General features: G+C 46.4%; 19 protein-coding genes. 13 read left to right on the top strand and 6 right to left on the bottom strand.

Features of this window, described 5'->3' with window-relative positions:
- The first annotated feature begins 55 nt into the window (after nt 1–55).
- From AB1L17_RS26270 to AB1L17_RS26255, 4 genes are all read left to right on the top strand, one after another.
- Nucleotides 56–568 carry a hypothetical protein gene (locus AB1L17_RS26270; RefSeq protein WP_412847895.1) on the top strand — a complete coding sequence of 171 codons (513 nt, stop codon included), beginning with the start codon at nt 56–58 and terminating at the stop codon, nt 566–568.
- Nucleotides 546–1,133: a DUF3238 domain-containing protein gene (locus AB1L17_RS26265; protein WP_412847896.1), complete on the top strand. Its 588-nt coding sequence runs from the start codon at nt 546–548 to the stop codon at nt 1,131–1,133. Before AB1L17_RS26270 ends, AB1L17_RS26265 begins: the two co-directional genes overlap by 23 nt.
- A gap of 172 nt (nt 1,134–1,305) precedes the next feature.
- Entirely contained in the window at nt 1,306–1,857 is a 552-nt protein-coding gene (locus AB1L17_RS26260; RefSeq protein ID WP_412847897.1) for an RNA polymerase sigma factor, read from the top strand.
- Nucleotides 1,857–3,482, top strand: a complete 1,626-nt coding sequence (locus AB1L17_RS26255; protein WP_412847898.1) for a DUF4179 domain-containing protein — start codon at nt 1,857–1,859, stop codon at nt 3,480–3,482. The genes AB1L17_RS26260 and AB1L17_RS26255 overlap by 1 nt, the downstream gene beginning before the upstream one ends.
- Nucleotides 3,483–3,660: 178 nt before the next feature.
- On the opposite strand, the gene AB1L17_RS26250 is transcribed toward AB1L17_RS26255, so the two are convergent.
- A complete protein-coding gene (locus AB1L17_RS26250) occupies nt 3,661–4,089 on the bottom strand; it encodes a DoxX family protein (RefSeq protein WP_412847899.1) in 429 nt (142 codons plus the stop codon).
- Nucleotides 4,090–4,290: 201 nt separating this feature from the next.
- Here AB1L17_RS26250 and AB1L17_RS26245 point away from each other — a divergent pair, with 201 nt between their 5' ends.
- A complete protein-coding gene (locus AB1L17_RS26245; RefSeq protein WP_412847900.1) occupies nt 4,291–4,860 on the top strand; it encodes a GNAT family N-acetyltransferase in 570 nt (189 codons plus the stop codon).
- Nucleotides 4,861–4,950: 90 nt separating this feature from the next.
- On the opposite strand, the gene AB1L17_RS26240 is transcribed toward AB1L17_RS26245, so the two are convergent.
- On the bottom strand, nt 4,951–6,408 hold the full coding sequence (locus AB1L17_RS26240; RefSeq protein WP_412847901.1) for a flavin monoamine oxidase family protein: 1,458 nt from the start codon (nt 6,406–6,408) through the stop codon (nt 4,951–4,953).
- A gap of 151 nt (nt 6,409–6,559) precedes the next feature.
- On the opposite strand from AB1L17_RS26240, the gene AB1L17_RS26235 reads away from it, so the two are divergent.
- The 4 genes from AB1L17_RS26235 (at nt 6,560) to AB1L17_RS26220 (ending at nt 10,403) form a co-directional block, all read left to right on the top strand.
- Nucleotides 6,560–7,123 (top strand): putative glycolipid-binding domain-containing protein, encoded by a 564-nt coding sequence (locus tag AB1L17_RS26235; RefSeq protein ID WP_412847902.1) that lies wholly within the window; start codon nt 6,560–6,562, stop codon nt 7,121–7,123.
- Nucleotides 7,124–7,145: 22 nt separating this feature from the next.
- On the top strand, nt 7,146–7,535 hold the full coding sequence (locus tag AB1L17_RS26230) for a hypothetical protein (RefSeq protein ID WP_412847903.1): 390 nt from the start codon (nt 7,146–7,148) through the stop codon (nt 7,533–7,535).
- An 18-nt stretch (nt 7,536–7,553) separates the two neighbouring features.
- Entirely contained in the window at nt 7,554–8,024 is a 471-nt protein-coding gene (locus AB1L17_RS26225) for a macro domain-containing protein (RefSeq protein ID WP_412847904.1), read from the top strand.
- 363 nt (nt 8,025–8,387) lie between these two features.
- Complete coding sequence (locus tag AB1L17_RS26220) at nt 8,388–10,403, top strand: endonuclease MutS2 (RefSeq protein WP_412847905.1); 2,016 nt, start codon at nt 8,388–8,390, stop codon at nt 10,401–10,403.
- A 53-nt stretch (nt 10,404–10,456) separates the two neighbouring features.
- Here the strand turns inward: AB1L17_RS26220 and AB1L17_RS26215 are convergent, their stop codons facing one another.
- Nucleotides 10,457–10,819, bottom strand: a complete 363-nt coding sequence (locus AB1L17_RS26215) for a HesB/IscA family protein (protein ID WP_412847906.1) — start codon at nt 10,817–10,819, stop codon at nt 10,457–10,459.
- Between the two features lie 22 nt (nt 10,820–10,841).
- A complete protein-coding gene (gene murB, locus AB1L17_RS26210) occupies nt 10,842–11,744 on the bottom strand; it encodes a UDP-N-acetylmuramate dehydrogenase (RefSeq protein WP_412847907.1) in 903 nt (300 codons plus the stop codon).
- A gap of 218 nt (nt 11,745–11,962) precedes the next feature.
- Between murB and AB1L17_RS26205 the strand changes: the two genes are divergently transcribed.
- Nucleotides 11,963–12,658 carry a helix-turn-helix transcriptional regulator gene (locus AB1L17_RS26205; RefSeq protein WP_412847908.1) on the top strand — a complete coding sequence of 232 codons (696 nt, stop codon included), beginning with the start codon at nt 11,963–11,965 and terminating at the stop codon, nt 12,656–12,658.
- Nucleotides 12,630–13,547, top strand: coding sequence for a phosphotransferase (locus tag AB1L17_RS26200; RefSeq protein ID WP_412847909.1), 918 nt, complete (start codon nt 12,630–12,632; stop codon nt 13,545–13,547). The genes AB1L17_RS26205 and AB1L17_RS26200 overlap by 29 nt, the downstream gene beginning before the upstream one ends.
- A gap of 63 nt (nt 13,548–13,610) precedes the next feature.
- Here the strand turns inward: AB1L17_RS26200 and AB1L17_RS26195 are convergent, their stop codons facing one another.
- Nucleotides 13,611–14,765, bottom strand: a complete 1,155-nt coding sequence (locus AB1L17_RS26195) for a sigma-54 interaction domain-containing protein (protein ID WP_412847910.1) — start codon at nt 14,763–14,765, stop codon at nt 13,611–13,613.
- A 655-nt stretch (nt 14,766–15,420) separates the two neighbouring features.
- Between AB1L17_RS26195 and fmdA the strand changes: the two genes are divergently transcribed.
- Together fmdA and AB1L17_RS26185 are read left to right on the top strand one after the other, a co-directional pair.
- Nucleotides 15,421–16,602 carry a formamidase gene (gene fmdA, locus AB1L17_RS26190; protein WP_412847911.1) on the top strand — a complete coding sequence of 394 codons (1,182 nt, stop codon included), beginning with the start codon at nt 15,421–15,423 and terminating at the stop codon, nt 16,600–16,602.
- Between the two features lie 37 nt (nt 16,603–16,639).
- Complete coding sequence (locus tag AB1L17_RS26185) at nt 16,640–16,945, top strand: FmdB family zinc ribbon protein (protein WP_412847912.1); 306 nt, start codon at nt 16,640–16,642, stop codon at nt 16,943–16,945.
- A 118-nt stretch (nt 16,946–17,063) separates the two neighbouring features.
- On the opposite strand, the gene AB1L17_RS26180 is transcribed toward AB1L17_RS26185, so the two are convergent.
- Nucleotides 17,064–17,588: a GrpB family protein gene (locus tag AB1L17_RS26180; protein WP_412847913.1), complete on the bottom strand. Its 525-nt coding sequence runs from the start codon at nt 17,586–17,588 to the stop codon at nt 17,064–17,066.
- Nucleotides 17,589–18,019 lie beyond the last annotated feature (431 nt).

The raw sequence follows: 18,019 nt of genomic DNA, 5'->3' as shown, positions 1-18,019 counted from the left end.
CATAACATGACGGTCAATCATACGCGATAGCGCAACCGTCCCAATAAAGGAGGACATGATGATAGGTCCTATTTTTCTGCGAGGAAAATACATAGAGAAATTTAGGGAGCATCTGTTGATCTTTCCTTATAATCACGTGATCCATGAAGGCATAAGCTGTTTAGACGACACAACGAAGAACTTACCCACAGACAAAGTCAATAAAGTCATTGATCATTTTGTAAATGCTCGTTTCCCGATTTTTTGTTTTGCCGGGAGTAAAAGCACCATCCCATTTTGGGATTACCATGTTGCCTTAGATTACGACCACGACAAGAAAGAGGCCAGCATTACTGAACTACTGGTGCGCGACCCAATACTTGAAAATTCTCGGAAAGGGATACTCATGGCGTATGATTTCCTTGTGAATCCGAGAGTAGGAGTGGAAAGGATACGAGTCCCCATGAATGTGAATAGTATGGGTGACAACAAAGACTTTGAAGACATTTTGGTTGAGTTCGTTCCTCATAAAAACATCACGTATTTGTCCATGGAGGTACTAACGTATGATAAATTTGATCAAAATTAGAGCAAGTGTATTTATTCCCACATCGTGGACTGAACCTAGAACGGATCCGCAAACAGGAAAAGTCATTCAATTTGAAGGCGATTCACGTGAATTTACCCCTCATGCCGTTAACGCGATGCGTTCCAGAGTGGAGCAAGAGGTCGTCGTAGATTTTGTGAAAAAGGCGATATTCACCTATCAAAACACGGGTATCACAACCGAAAAGGTTACCGATCCAGATGGCTCGATTCATGTAAGACAAGGAAAAGCGAGTACAGAGGGCATTTTGTGCAGGAAGATGGAATGGCGGTCAGATGAAGAAGTAAGCTTTGAAATGAGTGCAAGTGCGAGCAATCCGCTGAATGAATATGCCCCTCCCGTTGATTATTTATTATCGGTAACAGCGAAAAGAGACGGTCTATTACAGATCGACGGGGCGCATGACGGCTTCCCTTGCTTTGAATTTTATAAGCAAGTGGATTTTGGGCCGTATGAAAAGATTTATACACATGATTTCCGTGAAACAGGTGATACCCCGGCGGCGTTAGCTGGAGAGATGGAGTATACATTCAGGAAGATTCTGTAGGCCGGGGCCGATCGGGCAAGTTGGAAACCTTGATCATTCAAGGTTTTTTCTTTTTCATGCGTGCATTTATAAAAAAATTCGCAAATGGCGGGATGTTTTTTCTTCCAGACGTAGTTAGTATGTGAAAGACCAAAAAAGCTGCAGTAGCGATCCAGAGAGAGGAGGGGAATAGATGCAGGATGATAAGGCAATCATCGAGGAGGTCCTGCAAGGAAATAAAGAGGCCTATGCTCATATCATCGACAAATACCATGAAAAGATCGTTTTTATCATCCACAAAAGACTGGGGAATCCGCAAAACGTTCAAGATATCGTCCAAGAGATTTTTATCAAAGCCTATTATCACCTACCGGAATATAAAGCCCATTTTGAATTTGGCGGATGGTTATACAGAATTGCTGCCAATCATTGCTTAGATGTGCTTCGCAAATGGAAGCGAACACCGACGATAACTGGCGAGGATTATGAACTGGCCGATACGCGTACCCCGGAGATGGTTTATCTGGAAAAAGAACAGCAATCATTCATACGACAGCAATTGATGACCATCGAGGAAAAGTACCGTATCGTCTTGGAACTGCGCTACCTCCGATTTTTAAGCTATGAGGAAATCAGCCAAAGATTATCTGTCCCGGTTACCACCGTTCGCGCGCGTCTGTCCCGTGGAAAAAGCAAGCTGTTAGCGGCGATCGTAAAAATCAGGAAAAGGGGGGACTTTCACTGATGAGATGTTTGAGTAATGAACAGCTTGATGCCTATCTCTTTCACAATCTTTCAATGTCAGAGCACAAGAAAATAGATGACCATGTAACAGCATGTCCAAAGTGCACACAGCGCTTGAGCCAGTATGTTGAAGGGCAAGATCAAGCAGGAGATTTCGTGATGGAAGAGTCAGAAACAGATCGGGTTGCCGGGAAGATCATAGAAAAGCTGCCCCCTTATCCGCTGAGTGTCCTCCATCAAGGTGTGGATCGAACGAAGCTCAAACAAGCCAAGTGGAAAAAAAGGAGTCTGGATATTATGAAGAAAACGACAGTAGCCGTAGCTGGATTAGCACTGGTGGTCTCGCTTGGAACAATGGTATCACCCTCTTTTGCAAACTACGTAAATGGTTTGTATGTGGCCAATGCTCCCAAAGCAGCAGTTCCTGTATCGAACAGTTTGTTTGCTACCTTTGAAAACGCAGATGCAGGAATGTTACACGCGGTCAAAAACGGATTCGTTCAAACGCCTAACCTGTCTGTAACTGATCAAGGAATTACGCTAGAGGTGAAAGAAGTTCTTGCTGATCCCGTGCGATTCTTGGTGGTTGGAACCGCAAAGGATAAGAATGGGAAGGTAGTCTTGGATGCAAATGATATGAATACGAACTACTCCCTTGTCCTAAAAGATACAAATGGCAAGAATCTGCTTCCAAAGGATGAGGATTACTGGCAGTTTTATCCGACAGGTACTGACTATGTTATGTGGCATCGAGAGCTGAGCACATACGTAAACCGAGGGAATCAGCTGCCCGATAAAGTGATCGTTGAGGTGTCGCTCTCCCAAATCGGTGAGACCAAGGGGAAATGGCAGCTATCGATTCCAGTAGATTTGACCAAGGCCAAAGCTGCGACGAAAACGGTGGAAGTCAATCAGCGTCATACCACATCCGAGGGCGAGGAGATTTTGCTTCGCAAGGTTAACTTCGCCCCTAGCGGAACCGAACTGGTCTTGGAGGCTCCTCAATCAATGGGACTGGGTTACGAACTTGTTGACGACAAAGGAGAAATAATTGCAGCTTGGGATGATATCAGCCTGAATTCTTGGGATAAGGTAGATATGAGCAGTACGAGTATCAGTAAAAACATGATTACCAGATATGACCTTTACTCTGAAGAAGCTGGTCAAAAGCCAACGCAAATTCATCTTGTAGCACCAATCACAGAACAAAAGAAAATGACGCTCAAGCTACAAGAGCTTTATGATTACACATCAGCCGACTTGAAAGCAAAGCTGATTCCAGAAAAGATGAGCAAAGAGCCAGTTAAAGCAGAAGAAGCTGGGAACGTATTTACTTTTACAAACTATCAGTTTTCTGACAGTACGATCCAGATTGATGTGGAAGGAACACTTGCCCAAAATATCGCTTCCGTACAAAAATGGAGTGCTGTAGATGAAACAGGAGAAAAATACTTTGCGTTTTTCGATGGAAAACAGACGAAAGATGATCAAGGGAATGTAGAGCTGAAAGGTAAGGTGCAAATTTATACAAGCAACCCACCAAAGGAGCTTACACTGGGCTATACCTTGAAGGTGATCGAGAACAGTGATCAAAAGTGGGAAGTTCCTATTCAGATAGAAAAATAGGGCAACAACAGTTTGCCTCATTTCCTCAGGCAGAAGGAGGGAATGAGGCTTTACGATATTAGCGATCCGTGCCTTTCACTTTACTTTCCTTCCACCAGTAGTATAAAGTTGTCACGACAAAAAGGCCGATCAAAACCATAGATAAAAAAGGGGTCATCGTCATTAGCCTCCCAATTCTTTATTTCCCAAGCAGCCCATACAATTTCTTTCGATCTACCCACAGCAATAAACCGCACATCACAGTGAGGAGTAGACTGTAATTCTTAGCAGAAATATCAAAAGCAAAATCAACAATGGTAATATTTAATGTAATGGGAAAAAGACATACGGCTGCGACAGTTCTGGTTCTTGGAAAAAGGATGAGTAAGGCACATAAGAGCTCAGCGATTCCAATGAATATTTCATAAAAGCGTGAGTATCCAAAAAAGTGCCAAGCCAAAGTAAGCGGTTCATCTTGACTGGGATCAAACGTAAACCTTTGGGGAGGGCTGAATTGACCAGGAATCTTCACCATCCCATAAAGGAAGAAGGAAAAAGCTAAATATAGCCGCATCGTTGCTGGAATACTTTTTGAGAAAATCCGTTTCCACCTGTTTGACGTGTCCATCCAATCACCTTTTTCTCGAGTTTCTTATCAAAAGGTAGAAACGTTGATGAGATGGGAAGGTTACAAAAATTAACAAAGGAATATATGTAGGAATTGCCTACACGACTTTCACTCACCTATAATAACCATATCATTACTAGATTATGGAAGGTGAGAATGGGACGAAGCTACTTCCGACCATGTCTACTAGGAGGTTCTATCGTGAGTAACCAGACTGCATTTGATCAATTTCCTATCATAGAAACAGACAGATTAATCCTTCGACAACCTGATCGAAATGATTTGGAAGATATTTATGAAGTGCTTTCTCATGAAGAAGTCGCGAAATATGTGGGTGTGGCAAGGTTTCAATCGATGGCAGAGGCTGAAATGGAGCTTCGTTGGTATCAAGACTTGTTTGAACAAAAACAGGGACTCAGGTGGGCGGTCTCTGATCGTTCCACTGGAAAATTTCTAGGCAGCTGCGGCTACAAAAATTATCATGCCGTTCATAACAAAGCCGAGGTTGGGTATGATCTGAATTTTGCGTGGTGGAATAAGGGGATCATGTCGGAAGCACTGGCGCCAATCATCGCGTACGGATTTTCGCAAATGAACCTGAATAGAATGGAAGCGGACGCAGATACAAGAAATACAGCATCCATTCATTTGCTCCAAAAATTTGGCTTTCAAATAGAAGGAATCCATCGAGAAACGGAATATGAAAACGGGATGTACATTGATCTCGTGAAGCTGTCTCTGTTGCGAAGAGAATATGAGAAGAATTCGTAATCTATGATAATCAAAGAAATGGACAACCGGCGGAGGAAGGTATGGGATTTTATCCGTACTTACTTCCGCTTTTTTCATTTCGTAGCGTATTTACCTTCTCTCGACCTCTAGAGCTACCCTCACAGCAGACTCAATCGCCCCCTGAATCCACCCGTGATACTCATTAGAGGTGTGCTCCCCAGCAAAATAAATTCTTCCTTCAGGCGTGCCAATGTATGGGGTCATTTCCGTCTCCTGCAACGGTTTGAAAAAGGCAAAAGCTCCAGCACTATAAGACTGTAATGACCAATTATGTGTGACCCCTGTGACAAAGGTGTTGTACACCTGATCTCCATGAATAGCAGCCAGTTGCTTGACTGCTTGCATGATCTGTTCTTCTTTTGTCATGCTGAGCCAGGGTAGGGCATCATCCTCCCAAGTATAACTAACCAATACGACACCACCAGGCTGATTAAAGCCATGGCTGGGAAAGTACGCAAAGCGAATAGGAGCATCAGTCAGCGTCTGTCCACTCGTTATTCCTTGCGTTTCCCAGAAGCGTTGAGAAAACTGGACGCCTATTTTGGTTGAGGAAACATAGTGAAGCTGACGAATGGCTTTCCATTTTTGATAAGAAAACGTGTCGTATGGCTCAACTTCAACAAATTGCAAAACGGTAAAAGGGATGGTAATAATCGCAATGTCACCGGTAATTTGAAACGGTTCGTTTGTTTTGGTCTGCATGCCGGATATGGTTACATGGTTTCTGGTATGAGCGATTCTCGTCATTTTGTGCTGGAAGTACATATTTTCATGCAAGGAAGGAAGAAATGCTTGTGGCAGCTGGTCAAATCCCCCTGTTATTTCGTAGAAGCGAGTAGAGGGGTCGAACAGGATAAAGTCTCTTAAAATCTCGGAAAAGGCAAGCTCGGGGAAGCCTTCGAAGCCAGTCATGACCTTTATCATATCGACAGCGGGAGCAGATAAGGAAGGGCCAACGGGATTGAAGCGCATAAATTGATCCATGGAAAAACGATCGTATTGCTTAACGATGATTGGCCAGTTTGTCGCTGGATTCAGCTGGATGAAATCGATGACAGGCTTGATTGCTTGTTGAGCCAACTCCGAAAAGGTTTTCCCTTTTTCATGTGGGGCTACGGGGAAGCGGAGGATGTCTGGATCACGTTGATAGATCCAACGGCGGGTTTTGATGCCATTCACGGAGAGGATGTCGTTAGGTGAGCTTGCGATGAACGGATTGAGGGAAAGACCGAATTTGGTGACGTAAGCCATAGTAAGTTCATGCGTATGAGGAATGCGCATGGCGCCAGCTTCTAAATAGTGACCGTGAGAAAAAGGAGAGCGCAATGTGAAAACTCTGCCGCCGATACGATCGGACGCTTCCAAAATGGTCACGTTATGTCCCGCAGCTTTTAGCAACGAGGCTGCAACGAGCCCAGCCATTCCTGCGCCAACGATGATGATGTTTTTGGGTGAGTGGGTACGTGGTAGACCATGGCGAATGATGGACAGCATTTCCGATTGTGAGGGGGAGGAGGCATTTTGCATGGATAGTCTCCTTTCCATTTGATTCTGGTAAAATTATCCTATTCAATCTTTCACATAGGTATGCGTTAGGAAAGGCGAAGAAACGGAACTCTACCATTTTCATCCAATCAATGATAGAATAAGAGGGGAACAAATGATCGGGGGGACTAGCATGTTACCAACAGATGTGATCTGGAAGCCGAGTACAGGTGCAGGTTATGAGCATGTGAGAATTCATGAGGGAGCGAACCGAATTCTTGTCAACAGCATGGTAATCGGGAAGCGGGATGACGCAACCATAACGAGAATCCACTATGACATTGTCCTTGATTCCAATTGGGTCACGAGAGAGGTTTCCTTGGGAATGATGGGGGAAGAACGAGCGTTGCATCTCGTATCAGATGGCAGGGGGAAGTGGACAAACGCAGCGGGCGAATCCGTTCCCGAACTATTTGGCTGCATCGATATTGATATTTCTTGTACACCCTTCACGAATACACTGCCAATCCGGCGCTTGTCGTTTACTCCGTTGGAACCACAGTCCATTCAAGTAGCCTATTTTTCTGCCTATGAGCTGACGTATAAACAAGTGCAGCAGCAGTATACGTTGCTAGAAAATAGAGGGGAAACTTCGGTGTATCAATACCGGGCAGGAACATTCGTGGAGAACATCACAGTAGATTCGAACGGACTTGTGCTGATCTATCCCGAATTGTTCATGCGTGAGCAGGTGTAACGAGACAAGGAGTGAAGGTTCAATGGCTGACCGGTTTATCGCAGGGATACTCACCAGCTTTATGTTTACGTTTGGGACTGCGTTTCTGTATTTTCAGGATCGCTTCTTCGTCATTCCCGGTGCGATGTTTATTTTTCCGACGGTGTTTCTTTTGGGGATTCCGCAGTCATTTGTCATTGATTGGATCGTGAAGCGATTGCCTTTACGCAGGGGGAGCGTCCTTTTTCTGCTGGAGGCTTTGCTGTACATCGTCGCTGGTGTGATCGCGACCATGCTGCTTTTCTTTATGGTCACGCGTTCCTTTACTTTGGTTCTGCCTGAGTTTTACGTCCTCGGCGTGGCTGCTTCCTTGCTTTACTTTGTTTGTCTGTATGCTTTGAGGAGGAAGAAGAAAGCCCAGCCAGTAGCTTAAGGGATAGGAGAGAGCGTTATGAATGAATGGGTCCAGGTTGTCTCAGGCAATATTTTGGAAGCCACAGAAAATGTGATCGTGCAGCAGGTCAACTGTATGGGTGTGATGGGAGCGGGGCTTGCCAAGCAAATAAGAGCCAAGTATCCGAGCGTTTATACGGTATACAAACGACTTTGCGACCAGTATGACAATGCTCGGGGAGAGCTGCTGGGACAAGTATTGCTTTGTCCTGTAGAGGAAGGGAAGTACATTGCCAACATATTCGGACAGCTCGGTTATGGAAAAAAAGGCGTCTACACCCAATACGACATGCTGCAAAAAGGATTAGAGGAGGTTCTCGCCATCGCGAAAAAGGAAAATCATACGATTGCTATTCCATACGGGATCGGTTGTGGGTTAGCAGGTGGGGACTGGGACGTGGTAAACGAACAGCTTGTCAATATTTTTGCTGGATACGGTGTAAAGGTGTATAAATTTGAAGTGGCTTGACGTTTGCAGATCGTATACGCTATATTAGGAATTACCATAACTGGGGAGAGATGTTGATGTCGGCGGTCGTTCTTAACTAAAGCAATTCCATAAAGAAGGTCTTGATTCATCATCCGAAATTTTGCCATATAGCAAAGTTTCTTTGTGCTGGATGATTTTCGACCTTGGAATTAGTTAAGAACAACGGATATCATACAATGCCTTAGGTTAAATACCTATCATTGCGCCCAAAATCCGTGCTGTGTTCAGCGCGGTTTTTTATTTGGTTGCGCTTTGTTTAGGTATCCCAAAAAAAGGGCGGAGAATGACATTTGTTCATTCTTCGCCCTTTTTGTATTTTTATCGAAAAAGGAGAAATCAATCATGAATGAAAAAGCATTACAGCGTCTCGAATACGGCAAAATCAAAGAAAAAGTAATGGACTATGCCTTATCGTACGTAGGGAAAAAGCATGTAGAGCAGATGATGCCCTTGGACTCTATGAAAGTATTGCGGAATAAGCTGGACGAAACCGCAGAAGCCAAGAAGATCCTGCAATATGGAGCAAGTGTACCGATTCCCGCGCTGGAAGGGATGGAGAAAATCCTCTCCCTCCTGGGGACGGGCTACGTTTTCAGTGTGAATGATTTTACGAATCTGAACGTGTTTCTGACCAGCTGCTCCCAGCTCTCGAAATACATGGCGACAAAAGCACAGTTGGCGCCGCGTGTCAGCTCCTATACGGCAACGATGTATGAAGTCCATAAATTGAAGAATGAAATCGAACAATGCATCCGCCACGGGCAAGTCGTAGATTCGGCCAGCAAAGACTTGTTGAAGGTCCGCAAACGCATCGTCGTTTTTGAAGAACGTTTGAAGAGACAGCTGGATTCCATCATGAACAAATATGGTTCGATCATGCAAGAAAATGTCATTAGTACACGCAACGGACGCTATGTCATCCCCATCAAAAAAGAACATCGCAGGCAAGTAGCGGGAAGTGTATTAGACGAATCGGCGAGCGGTCAAACCGTCTATATGGAACCGACAGAAATCAGTACCGTGCAGTTCGAGCTGACAGCACTCAAGTCAGAAGAAGAACGCGAAGTAACAAAAGTACTGATGCAATTGTCTGCCGTCGCAGAAGAATACACGCATGAGCTCACGGTAAATGTCGAGACCGTCGGCATGTATGATTTCCTTTTTGCAAAAGCGAAGTATGCACTGGCAATAGGAGGTGCGAATGTAGATCTCAATGAAAAAGGGATTATCGATGTGAAAGAAGCACGGCATCCGCTACTCGGTGAGAAAATGGTCCCGCTGCATTTTAAGATTGGGCGCGAATACAAATCACTCATTGTTACAGGTCCCAATACGGGTGGGAAAACATTGACGCTAAAAACCATCGGGCTCTTAACCATGATGGTGCAGTCCGGATTGCTGGTACCTGTGCAGGAAGGCAGTCGCTTCTCTGTTTTTCGTAACATCGCGGCAGATATCGGGGATGGGCAAAGCATCGAGCACGCGCTAAGCACGTTTTCTTCGCATATTCATAATGTCCTTGATATCTTAAAGATTACGGACGACTCGACCCTTGTCTTGATCGATGAGATGGCTACAGGAACAGACCCAGGAGAAGGAGTAGCTTTGTCAATTGCCATATTGGAGGAGCTGCACAGAAGAGGCGCGACAGTGATTGTGAATACGCATTTTAACGAGATCAAAAATTTTGCTTCCGCAACAGCCGGATTCCAAAATGCACGAATGGAATTTGATGAAGAGACCTTGCAGCCCTTGTATCGCTTGCGCATCGGAGAGGCTGGCCAGAGCTACGCCTTCCTGATCGCACTGAAGCTGGGTATCCCGACTGAAATGATTCAGCGATCTCGTGAAATTTCACGTAATGGATTCACGGCCACAACTTACACTACTTCTACTACTGACGGGCCGGAACAATCTCGGGACGATGAGCAGGAAGAATATGAGGCTCCAAGCTACGTGGAGACACGAGTCATCGAAGAAACGGAAAAAGCGGTGGTGGCAGTAGAAGAGGAAAGGCGTGAAGATACGCCTCAGGTGCTTCCAGAAACAGCCACAGCCACGCCTGAACGTAGCAAGCCATTTGCTGTCGGTGATTGTGTATTCATCTCCTATTTAGGCAGGACCGGCATTGTGTTTGCCGCGGAAGATTCCAAAGGCATCGTTGGAGTATTGATCCAAAATCAAAAGTATAAAATTAACAAAAAGCGGCTCGTCTTGCACATTGAAGGCAAAGAGCTGTATCCGAGCGATTACGATATGGACATCGTATTCGAGACAAAAGAGAACCGGAAGAAGCGTAAAATGATGAGTCGCAAGCATGTCGAGGGATTATCGATCGAGACGAAGCTGGAGGGATGATTGCTACAGGCAAAGAGCCGATTTTCTTGAACGGAAAATCGGCTCTTTGCTGTTTACTCACACTTTTCTCTTTTGCCTCGACTCAAAGCTGTTCGGAAGCTATTTCCGCAGCCGCAGGTTGCGATCGCATTCGGATTTTGGATGGTAAATCCACCCATCATACCTGTGTCTTTGTAATCGATTTCGACGCCATCGACATACGGATAGCTTTCTGGATTAACGACCAGCTTCACTCCATCAATCGTAATCGTGGTGTCTCCTTCCTGCTGTGTATCATCAAAGCCGAGTCCGTAGGTCATCCCGGTGCAACCCCCGTCCTGTACGCCAAAACGAATGAAGAGAGGAGAGGTAGAAGAGCTTTCTTGTTCGAGCATGTTCTGAATGCGGCTTACAGCAGCTTCGCTGATTCGTATCATTGTGAAACCTCCCTTTTTTTGCTTACTGTTCACCTACGATGACAACCTCAGGGACAAGGAAATTGCCTGAGCGGCTATGAACTTGTTCCTGGATATGCCTCATGAGGGTCAATACATCAAGTGCTGTGGCATTACCGGTGTTCATAATAAAATTGGCGTGCTTGTTCGATACCTCCGCACCACCGTGCCGCATGCCCTTCAATCCTGCTTCTTCAATGAGCTTTGCAGCAAAATGGCCGGGGGGATTTCTGAACACACTGCCTGCACAATCAAAGGGCAAGGGCTGTGTCTTTAGCCGATTTTCTTTGTATTGGTTCCACTGGAGCTTGATGCTTTCGCTGTCGCGCAAAGTCAGCTCAAAAACAGCTTCCGTGATAATGACATCAGCATCTTGCAAGGATGAGTGGCGATAAGAAAAATCCAAATCTACGGCACGCAGGGAGCGTATGGCTCCAGTTTGCGTGATTACTTCGGCTGAATGGAAAATGTCCGATATATCTGATCCATTCGCGCCTGCATTCATATACACAGCGCCGCCGACAGACCCGGGTATTCCGCCTGCGAACTCCAAGCCACTGAGCCTGTGCTTGTTTGCCAACGCTGCGAGCTTAATCAAGGAGTAGGCGGACCCTGCGTAAATCTGATTGCCCACGATTCGGGCATAGTCCAAAGCCTTGTTTAATTTAATGACCGCGCCACGATAACCCTTGTCTGTGACTAAAAGGTTGGAGCCCTTTCCCATCACCATCCATGGGACATGATGTTCATTCAGTATTTGTAGAACCATGATCAGTTGGGATTTACTGCTCGGTGTGATCAGCATATCCGCAGGACCGCCTATTTTCCAGGTAGTATGTGCCGCCAAAGGCTCCTGATAAGTCACCTCGACCTGTCGTTCACGGAGAAGAGAGAATACAGGTTTCATTCGTTTCACCTATCCTTTTTGGAAAAAAGCACCTTGCACTTCCCTTACAGTATATGCATTATTTTATATATATTCAACTAAAATGTTTAATAAATTGCAGGTGAAGGTTTCGCTATGCGCAAAGAGTGTCACTTTAGAAACATGTTGATTGAATTAGTTTGCCAAAGGGCATATACTGTGAGCGTATCGTTCTTTTCGATAAAAGGGGCGAATAGACAATGGAGAGATACAGACACCTATCTACACGTGAATACATTCTTTTGTTGCTGAAGCGGGAAGGGGAGCTCAGTACAAAAGATTTACAGAACAAGCTGGAGCTAACAAAGGTTGCTGTCAGTCGGCAAATGGTCCACTTGGAAAAAGACGGTCTCGTTGTGTGCAGACTAGGGCGTCAAAAAGCGGGCAGACCGATGCACTACTATTCGTTGACGCAGCAGGGTAGCGAGCAATTTCCGAATGATTATGGACAACTAGCGGTGGATTTGCTTGAGCATATCGTGCTGGAAGACGGGGAAGACCGTGTCGATGATTTCTTCGGGAGACAGCAGGAGAAGATCATCCGGAAATACGCTGGACGGATGGAAGGGAAAGAGCTGCCTGAAAAGGTGGCAGAGATGGCACAGATTCAGGACGGCAATGGCTTCATGGCGAGCTGGGAACAGCAGGGCGATGAGGAATATGTGATAACGCAGCACAACTGTCCTTATTTTAAAGTAGCCAATCGGTATCAGATGATCTGTGAGAGAGAGCTAAGTATTTACCGAGAGTTATTGCAGACGAATGTAGAACGTACGGAATGCGTGGCACTTGGTGGGACGAAATGTGTTTATGCGATCCGTGCTACCGAAGTGAGTAGACAATTTGAAGCTGGAGGGAAAGGAAACGATGAAAATTTCAAATCCTTGGGATGCTGACTGGGAAGTATCCGAACCATTGGCACGTACACTCATCTTCCGCCAGTTCGCACAGCTGTCCACCATGCCCATTGAGTTAATTGGCACTGGGTGGGATAACGTCGTTTTTCGTGTGGGGGACGAATACGTTTTCCGTTTTCCCAGGCGGCATGTGTCCGTTGAACTAATGAAAAAAGAAGGAAAGCTGCTGCCACAGCTCGCGGAATTTATGACGCTTCCGTATCCGAAGCCATTATTTTACGGTGAACCAAGCAGCGATTATCCTTTCCCCTTTTTGGGGTATACGTATGTTCCGGGAATGTTCCCCATTGACTTGCACGCCGAGAAGCGTGCTTTATCGGCAGCTGCACTTGCGACGTTTTTAAAAAGGTTGCATGCATTTCCGCTGCACATTGCCCGTGAGAATGGGATTGAATATGATCACAGGAACCTCATAGACATTGCAGCGCGAAAAGAAAAGATGCAGACGTTTTTGTCTACATTAGCCCTACATATTTCTGAGGAAGACCGAATTGCGATTGAGAAATATTTGGAGCAAATCGTCATAGCTTGTGTAAAGCCGAAAGAAGTATTACTGCATGGAGACTTGCATTTTAAAAATATGCTCGTAGATGAAACGGGGAGGGTATCGGGCATTATTGACTGGGGAGATATCAACATCGGTCACCCAGGGTCGGATTTAAATGTTGCCTACAGTTTTTTACCACCACAAGCCCGTCAACCATTTTTCCAAGCGTATGGAGACGTGGATGAAGAGACTCATTTACTGGCCAGGATGATGGCGGTGTATATTCCGATGCTGCTATGGTTGCAAGCCATTGACAACAAAGACGCAGAGCTGGCAGAGGAAGCGAGAATGACAATTCGGCGAGCTCTCACGGATGAATAGGGCATCTGTAAAACGTGTCGGGGGACAAGCCGCCCAGCTCATCCCCCGATTTTTTTATGGGCGCTATCCGATCCCTAACTCTTCCATTTTTCGATACAAGGTACTTCGCGCAATTCCCAGCTTTTTGGCAGCTGCGCTGATTGACGGAGCCTGAGTAATCGCTTGCTGAATCGTCTGTCGCTCTAATTCGCGTAATAATGGCAAAGGTTCTCCCGATGCCTCCTGTTGTCCATATTCATGCTGCCATTCGCAAGGGAGATGGTGAGGGGTAATCCACGGATCGTCGAAGGCATGTAAAAATGCCCGTTCTACAATATTGCGCAGCTCACGAATATTTCCAGGCCATGTGTGCTGTTGCAAAATCGTCAAAGAAGATTCACAAATACCTGTTGGCCCGCGAGCGTATTGGGTATGGAGCTGGCTGAGAAACTCGTCAGCCAAGGGGGCAATGTCTTCCTTGCGTTCGCGCAGAGGAGGGATGCGAATTTGCAGGACGTTTAGCCTGTAGTAGAGGTCTGCACGAAACAGCCCATTCCGCACATCTTCCTCAATGAAGCGATTGGTGGCAGCGATAATCCGAATGTCCAATGGCTTTTCTTCGTGAGAGCCCAATCTCGTGACTTTGCGTTCTTCCAGTACGCGAAGCAAAAGTACTTGAAGCTCTATGGTCATTTCCCCGATTTCATCGAGAAACAGTGTTCCTCCGTTTGCCGCTTCGAATTTCCCAAGCTGTCCCCCTTTTTTTGCTCCGGTAAAGGCTCCTTCTGTATAACCAAACAGCTCACTGGCAATGAGCTCCCGTGGAAGTGCTGCAATATTGACTGCGATAAATGGGCCGTCTTTTCGTGCACTGGAGGTGTGAATAGCGCGTGCGAGAACTTCTTTTCCACACCCTGTTTCACCGAGCAATAACGTGTTTGATAAAGATTGGGCAGCGATACGCGCTGTTTGTAGTTGGTTTTGATAAAGGGGGCTGTTCGTATGAATCTCTGAAAACGAATAGCTGCTAGCTGGCTTTGACACGGAAGAAGTGCCTGGGCGAATGAGAAAGAGGCGATACCACGTCTTTTCCCCCAAATCGAGCTCCTCTACGAACCAATTGGCTAGGCGTGTTTGTTCCCAATCTACCTCGAGCACGAGGCCTTCACACAAAGAAAATCGTTCCTGTGCCTGTCTGTTGGCAAAGAGCACGACACGCTCATCACTTATGGCGACCATGTATTCCTGACTATTTTCGGCCCATGCAAAAAAAAGCCCTTTCCAATTGGGAGTAGAATGCGAGGCTCGGCTGAGGGCTGGAAACTCATGATCATGCTTGAATGCAGGAGGACGTCTCGTGGTAGAAAGTGATTGTGGAAAAAGCGGCAAGGAGCCATTCTGTAGAATATGGATAAGGGCGTCCCTTATCAGGGAAAATTCGTAGGGTGTAAGATTCGCGGAGGCTTGTAATTGCTGATAGAGAGAATGAAAGACAGCATCAGAGATCGCGCGATGATGGGAACGCTCGATAATGGAGGAAGACTTGAAAGACGAGAGCAGCATGCCGGCTTCAAAAATAGTTCTCGCACCCTTTCTTGGTAATAGTTTGTTTGTCCGATCATGGGACAGGTGTCCGACAGGGAAGCAGCGAAACAAACGACTCACAATTACGAAAGCGATACAAGAGATGAGGGAACATTTCCGGTCGAGGGCAGAACTAGTGCATGACCTGTTTTGCGACAAGCTCTTTGTATTAAGTATACAGGAGAAAATAGCCAAAAGAATCGGTATCATCAAATTTTTATCGGTACAAACAAACTTGGCACATCAATTGCTTCTTCTCTATTCACGTACGGCACTCGCTACATTTTTGAACAAGTGAGGGGGAAGCAGCATGCCAGAAGTATTATTTCGAGTTGACTTGAACAAGCCGATGGAGGAACAGGATACACCCGGTCACAACAGATGGCATCCAGACATTCCGGCTACTGTCTCGGTGAATCCAGGAGCTGTTTTCCGCATGGAATGTAAGGACTGGACAGACGGGCAGATCGCCAACAACGACGACCCTTCCGACATTCGCGATGTGAATCTCAATCGCGTCCATGTACTGAGTGGACCTGTCTGGGTGAATGGCGCGGAGCCAGGAGACCTCTTGGTTGTCGATATCCTCGACATCGGTGCACTCCCCAATTCGGAATGGGGCTTTAACGGTATTTTTGCCAAAGAAAACGGTGGGAGCTTCCTCGTCGATCATTATTCGCAAGCGGCGAAATCGATCTGGGACTTCCACGGTATTTATACGACCTCTCGTCATTTGCCAGGAGTTAAATTTGCCGGCATTCTTCATCCGGGCTTAATCGGTACGGCACCGTCCCACCAGTTACTCGATCGTTGGAACCGTAGAGAGCGGGATTTGGTAGCGACAGACCCTGAACGAGTGCCGCCACTGGCGAATTTGCCGACCGCGCACAGTGCGGTGTTAGGCAGTTTAAAAGGAGCCGAGTTTGAGCGGATTGCGAGAGAAGCGGCTCGAACCGTTCCACCTCGTGAGCATGGCGGTAATTGCGACATCAAAAACTTGTCCAAAGGCACGCGCATCTACTTCCCGGTATATGTGAACGGAGCGAAGCTGTCCATGGGCGATTTGCATTTTTCTCAAGGAGACGGTGAAGTGACCTTCTGCGGCGGGATTGAAATGGCAGGATGGCTGGATCTTCATGTCGATGTCATCAAGGGCGGGATGGCGAAGTATAACATCGTGAACAACCCTGTATTCAAGCCGGGTCCTGTTGAGCCTCGCTATACGGAATATCTCGTGTTCGAGGGTATTTCCGTACATGAGACGACAGGGCAGCAGCTGTACATGGATGCGCATGTCGCGTACCGCAATGCATGCCTGAATGCCATCGAGTATTTGAAAACAGCGATGGGCTTCACCGGAGAGCAGGCATACATGCTGCTGGGAACGGCACCGGTGGAGGGGAGAATCGCGGGGATCGTCGATATTCCAAACGCCTGCTGCACCTTGTCCATACCGACGAGCATTTTTGATCGAGATATTTTGCCTAAGTAGTCCGCGAAAGAAGAGCGTAAAAGAAGGAGCTAATACGATGCCGAGATACGATTATTTGTGCGAGGAATGTGGTCCATTTGTACAGTGGCTGAAGATGAGCGAGCTCACGGATAGCGTGGCCTGCCCTGAGTGCCAGACACAGTCAAAGCGGTTGTACGCTGCACCCGGACTGATCATGACACCGCAAGCGCTGCGACAACGTATCGAGCGCGGGGTAGAACCGAAAATCGTCAGGAAGCAATCGCATTCACACGAGGGAGCAGGGTGCAGCCACAGTAGTCACTCACATGGTGGCCATACCCACAGCCGTAGTGGCAAGCGACCTTGGATGGTGGGGCACTAAGTGGGTTTATCAAAGGGGCGTTTACATTCAGTCTATACCAGTCTGAATAAACGCCCCTTTGCTATTATCGAGAAATACTTCCAGCACATGGTTTTGAATACAACCTCTGAGATTGTATTTATTCAATTTGCCCTAAGGCTTTCCAAATAAGCGCCTTTTCCTCCAGTGCTTTTGCAAATGCCTCTTTCCCTTTTACATAACCGCCAGAATCGCAGGGAAATCGTTTGGCCATCTCTTGCTTCACATCACCGTACTGCTTGGCCTCATCAGGATGAGCACGCAGGTAGTCGCGAAAAGCCAGATGGCGATGAATAGCACAATGACCTACCTGATACACGTGGACATGATGGGTGCGTTTGTCACCGCCCTTTGGAAAATACCGCCTGCCTGCAAGGCCGAGCTCTCCCCGAGGTTCGTAACCATGTGCCCGCATCTCGCTGTTGTAATCATCCACTCGCGAGATGTCGCGGACCACTGGCAAGATATCGATGATGGGTTTTGCCGAGAGTCCAGGTACGGCAGTGCTGCCAATGTGATGAATCTCAACTAGCTCGTCACCGAAAATCCTTTGCAACAACAGCACCTCATCTCTAAACACTGACGCCCATCGCGCTTCATAAGGACGTACTTCCATTTTCCGCATCCTGCTGTCACTCCTTCTTCACATGAATGGTTTCTTGTAAAGACATTAATAAGCACTCTACAAGATTAGTAGAGTGCCTTTATTTATTTTCGGTTGTCTGATTCTGTATAGGCATACGATATCGCTTGCGTTGCTTGTGCCGTCAACTGGATACGTGCGGGATTTTTCACTTCCAAGGTCATGACGGACATCACAACCGTTTGTACGGTAACGAGAAAATAGATTCAAAAAAAGATGTTTTTCGTGAGTGGTGATTCCACCGAAAATCGTTTCTCCTTCTCATAAGTAAAAGTAGAAAGTAGTTAGAAACGATATGTATTACACTGCTTTTCACGCTCTCTTTCGTATGTCATCGAGTCGGCTGTTGTCCTCTCGACTGCTTTCATTATACGAAATGACACCAGAAGCACGCAAAAGCGCGGATGCTTCAT

Source organism: Brevibacillus jepli (assembly GCF_047229145.1).
Lineage (GTDB): Bacteria > Bacillota > Bacilli > Brevibacillales > Brevibacillaceae > Brevibacillus.
The sequence above is the reverse complement of the archived record's forward strand: the minus strand, read 5'-3'. Positions and strand labels throughout refer to the sequence as shown.